This window comes from Streptomyces sp. AcH 505, from assembly GCF_000818175.1.
GTDB lineage: Bacteria > Actinomycetota > Actinomycetes > Streptomycetales > Streptomycetaceae > Streptomyces.
This window is the reverse complement of record NZ_JTIY01000001.1, coordinates 4,536,751-4,540,745: the sequence shown is the minus strand read 5'-3', so window position 1 is coordinate 4,540,745 and position 3,995 is coordinate 4,536,751. Positions and strand designations below refer to the sequence as shown.

The following is a 3,995-nucleotide window of genomic DNA, read 5'->3' as shown; positions in this document are numbered from 1 at the left end:
CGGGCGCCGCCGAGGCGTTCGTCCTGCTCGCCCGCGCGCTGCCGTGCCGGCGCCCGGTCGTGGTGCATCCGCAATTCACCGAACCCGAGTCGGCGCTGCTGGACGCGGGTCACGAGGTGCGCCGGGTGCTGCTGGGCGCGCGGGACGGTTTCCGGCTCGACCCGGACGCGGTGCCCGACGACGCGGACCTGGTGGTGATCGGAAATCCGACCAACCCGACGTCCGTGCTGCACCCGGCGGCCGCTGTCGCTCAACTCGCCCGTCCCGGGCGGACGTTGGTGGTGGACGAGGCCTTCATGGACGCGGTGCCCGGCGAACCGGAGGCGCTGGCCGCGCGTACGGACGTGCCGGGGCTCGTGGTGGTGCGCAGCCTCACGAAGACCTGGGGCCTCGCCGGGCTGCGGATCGGTTACGTACTGGCCGATCCCGCGACGGTCGCGGCCCTGGAGCGGGCCCAGCCGCTGTGGCCGGTCTCGACACCGGCCCTGGCGGCCGCCGAGGCGTGTATGACGCCGACGGCGCTGGCCGAGGCGGAGCAGGCGGCGCGGCTGATCGCCGTGGAGCGTGCCCATCTGCTGGCGGGGCTCACCGAGTTCGACGAGGTACGGGCCGTCGAGGCGGCCGAGGGTCCCTTCGTACTCGTACGGATGGAGCGGGCCGATTCGGTACGGGCCCGGCTGCGCACGCTGGGCTTCGCCGCGCGCCGGGGCGACACGTTCCCCGGGCTCGGCCGGAACTGGCTGCGGCTCGCGGTACGGGACAGACCCACGACCAACCGCTTCCTCCAGGCGCTGGACCAGGCGCTGACGGCCGTCGGTCCCTAGGGCCCGTCTGACACATCCCGCCTGGCTTCCGACGCCTGGCACGCACGCTCGCCGCGTTGTCGGGCTCGTTCATGTACGTCCAGTACGAGAACGACCCTCCGCCTTGCGATCGCACGCACCAGACGCCGCAAGCCCCGCCCTACGGGCGGACGGCGCTATGTGTCAGACAGGCCCTAGGCCGTTCAGGTACCGCGGGGGGCGCACCGGCAGCGGTGCGCCCCCTTCCCCCGTCTCAACCGCCCGGCCCCCCGGCCGGTGGTCGTCAGCGCCTGGCGCGGGCCCGTGCCAGGGCGAGGGCCGTGCCGCCCGCGGCCAGCAGCACGGCGGCGCCGCCCGCCAGGTAGGGCGTCTTGGAGCTGCCGCCCGTCTCCGCCAGGTTCTCCGGTGCGGCGGCGCTCTGCGGCTTCAGATCGGGCTGCGCCTCCTCCTCGGCCTTCGCGGGCTCGGGCGCCGCCTCCTCGGGCTCGTCCGGTGTCTCACAGGTCGCCTCGGCGATGGTGAGGGAGCCCTGGACGTCGGCGACGTTCAACTTCAGGGGATTGACCGACACGTTGAGCGCGAGGGCGGTCGCCGCCGCCGTACGGGACGTGGTCCGCGTCTTCGACAGGTCGAGCGTCACCTCGCCGACTCCCGGTACGGAGACGCGCGTCGGGCCGCCGGCGGAGACCGTGACCCGCTTGCCGAGCACGGTCACGTCGCCGAGCAGATTCGATTCGGCGGTGGGCTTCTCGCCGACGGCGCAGACCGCCTTGGAGGTCACCTGCTGGACCTCGATGAGGGAGAGCAGCGGCAGCCCCGGCACATGCACCTTGGCGTGGGCGAGGTTGGCGTACCCCTCGGCCTTGTGCTCGTCGACGGTGGCCTTGGACGTGGCCACGTCGGCCCGCAGCACACTGAAGGCCTTGCCCTTGTCGACTCCGTCCAACTCGACGCTGAGCGCGGTCTTGTCGGCGCTCGCCGGGGCCTTCACCTCGTTGAGGGACGCGTTCAGCGGCACGTCGACGGTCTTGTTGAGCAGGGACACGTCGAGGCTCGTCCTGAGCACGGAGGCGCTCGCACTGCCGTCGCCCTCGACGCCGGTGGCCTGGGCGGGCGCGGCGAGGAGCACGGGGCCTGCCGTCAGCGCCACGGCGGCGGCGACAGCGGCGCAGCGGCGTGCGGGCAGGCTGAAGGTGTTGCTGTTCAAGATGGTGGAACCCCCACAAGAGATTTGGCGTCGCCGACCGGCCGACACGGGGACACGAGGCGGCGGCGACCGAGACATCCGGATTCTTTACGCACGAAGAGTGAACCGGCAGTCACCTGACGTCAGTTCACTCCAAAGTGGGGTTTCCGTGCTTTCATTCGATTCTTGTGGCACGTGAGTTCCCTCACGTCACTCCATCAGGGCCGTCAGCGCACCACATGTCCGTCGAGGACGATCCGGCGCGGCGCCGCCAGTACCCGTACGTCGGCGCGCGGGTCCTCGTCGTACACCACCAGATCGGCCGGAGCGCCCTCTTCGAGCACCGGGCGGCCCAGCCAGCGCCTGGCAGCCCAGGCCGTCGCCGAAAGGGCGTCCAGAGCCGGGATACCGGCCTTCACCAACTCCGCCACCTCGGCGGCGACCAGACCGTGGGCCAGCGAGCCGCCGGCGTCCGTGCCGACGAAGACCGGCACGCCCGCGTCGTACGCCGCGCGCACCGTGTCGTAGCGGCGCTCGTGGAGCCGGTTCATGTGCGCGGCCCAGCGCGGGTACTTGGCCGCGCCGGGCGCGGCCAGCTGCGGGAAGGTGGCGATGTTGACGAGGGTCGGCACGATCGCGACACCGTGCTCGGCGAAGAGCGGGACGGTGTCCTCGGTGAGGCCGGTGGCGTGCTCGACGCAGTCGATGCCCGCCTCCACCAGATCGCGCAGCGCCACCTCGGCGAAGCAGTGCGCGGTGACCCGGGCGCCCAGCCGGTGCGCCTCGGCGATGGCAGCGTCGACGGCCTCGCGCGGCCAGCAGGCGGTCAGGTCGCCGGCATCCCTGTCGATCCAGTCGCCGACGAGTTTGACCCACCCGTCACCGCGTGCCGCCTCCCGGGCGACGTACCCGACCAGCTCGTCGGGCTCGATCTCGTGGGCGAAGTTGCGGATGTAGCGGCGGGTGCGGGCGATGTGCCGGCCCGCCCTGATGATCTTCGGCAGGTCGGCGCGGTCGTCGGTCCACCGGGTGTCGGCGGGCGATCCCGCGTCGCGCAGCAGCAGCGCACCGGCGTCGCGGTCCTCGACGGCCTGCTTCTCTGTGGTCGCGGCGTCGACGGCGCCCGCGTGGTCGAGTCCGACATGGCAGTGCGCGTCGACCAGGCCGGGCAGCACCCAGCCAGTGACGGTACGCACGTCACGGGCGCCGGCCGGCCTGCTGTGCGTGATCCGGCCGCCCACCACCCACAGTTCGTCGCCGGTCTCCTCGGGGCCGAGGAGCACCCGCCCCTTCACGTGCAGCACCGTGTGATCACTCATGGGCAGCACTGTACGAGCCCGTGGGTACCCTCGATCAAGGAGTTCCGGACCCAGGACCGGCCCGACGCAGGACCGACCCGACACAGGACTGAAGAGAGCCATCGCCGTGACGCACCCGCTGCTCGACCTGCCCCCGCTGACCGCCGCGCACTTCGCCGCCATCGAGCGGCGGGTCGCCGCGCTGCTCGCCACCGAGCACGATGTGGTGATCACCCAGGGCGAGGCGCTGCTGCCGCTCGAAGGGTGCGTACGGGGCGGTGCGCGGCCGGGGTCGACGGCGCTGAACGTGGTCACGGGACCCTACGGGCAGACCTTCGGCGACTGGCTGCGGGACTGCGGCGCCACGGTCGTCGACCTGACGGTCCCGTTCGACGAGGCGGTCACGCCCGCGCAGGTCGAGCGGGCGCTGGCGGCCCGCCCCGAGACGGACTTCGTCTCGCTGGTGCACGCGGAGGCGGCGACGGGCAACACCAACCCGGTCGCCGAGATCGGCGAGGTCGTCCGGGCGCACGGCGCGCTGTTCATGCTGGACGCCGTGGCGTCGGTCGCCGCCGAGCCGCTGCTGCCCGACGCGTGGGGCGTGGACCTGTGCGTGATCGGCGCGCAGAAGGCGATGGGCGGCCCGGCCGGGGTGTCGGCGGTCTCGGTGAGCGACCGTGCCTGGGAGCGGCTGGCCGCCAATCCGCA

4 protein-coding genes are annotated in these 3,995 nt (G+C 72.8%); 2 read left to right on the top strand and 2 right to left on the bottom strand.

Going from position 1 to position 3,995, the window contains the following annotated elements; translation table 11 throughout:
• Positions 1–824, top strand: an 824-nt coding sequence (cobC, locus tag HY68_RS20745; protein WP_041991021.1) for an Rv2231c family pyridoxal phosphate-dependent protein CobC, incomplete at its 5' end; no start/stop codon positions are given.
• Positions 825–1,086: 262 nt separating this feature from the next.
• On the opposite strand, the gene HY68_RS20740 is transcribed toward cobC, so the two are convergent.
• Both HY68_RS20740 and HY68_RS20735 read right to left on the bottom strand, forming a co-directional pair.
• Positions 1,087–2,010 carry an SCO1860 family LAETG-anchored protein gene (locus HY68_RS20740; RefSeq protein WP_041991019.1) on the bottom strand — a complete coding sequence of 308 codons (924 nt, stop codon included), beginning with the start codon at positions 2,008–2,010 and terminating at the stop codon, positions 1,087–1,089.
• Between the two features lie 206 nt (positions 2,011–2,216).
• Complete coding sequence (locus tag HY68_RS20735) at positions 2,217–3,308, bottom strand: amidohydrolase family protein (protein WP_198533311.1); 1,092 nt, start codon at positions 3,306–3,308, stop codon at positions 2,217–2,219.
• Between the two features lie 106 nt (positions 3,309–3,414).
• Between HY68_RS20735 and HY68_RS45365 the strand changes: the two genes are divergently transcribed.
• On the top strand, positions 3,415–3,995 hold a 581-nt coding region (locus tag HY68_RS45365; RefSeq protein ID WP_041991017.1), incomplete at its 3' end, for an aminotransferase class V-fold PLP-dependent enzyme.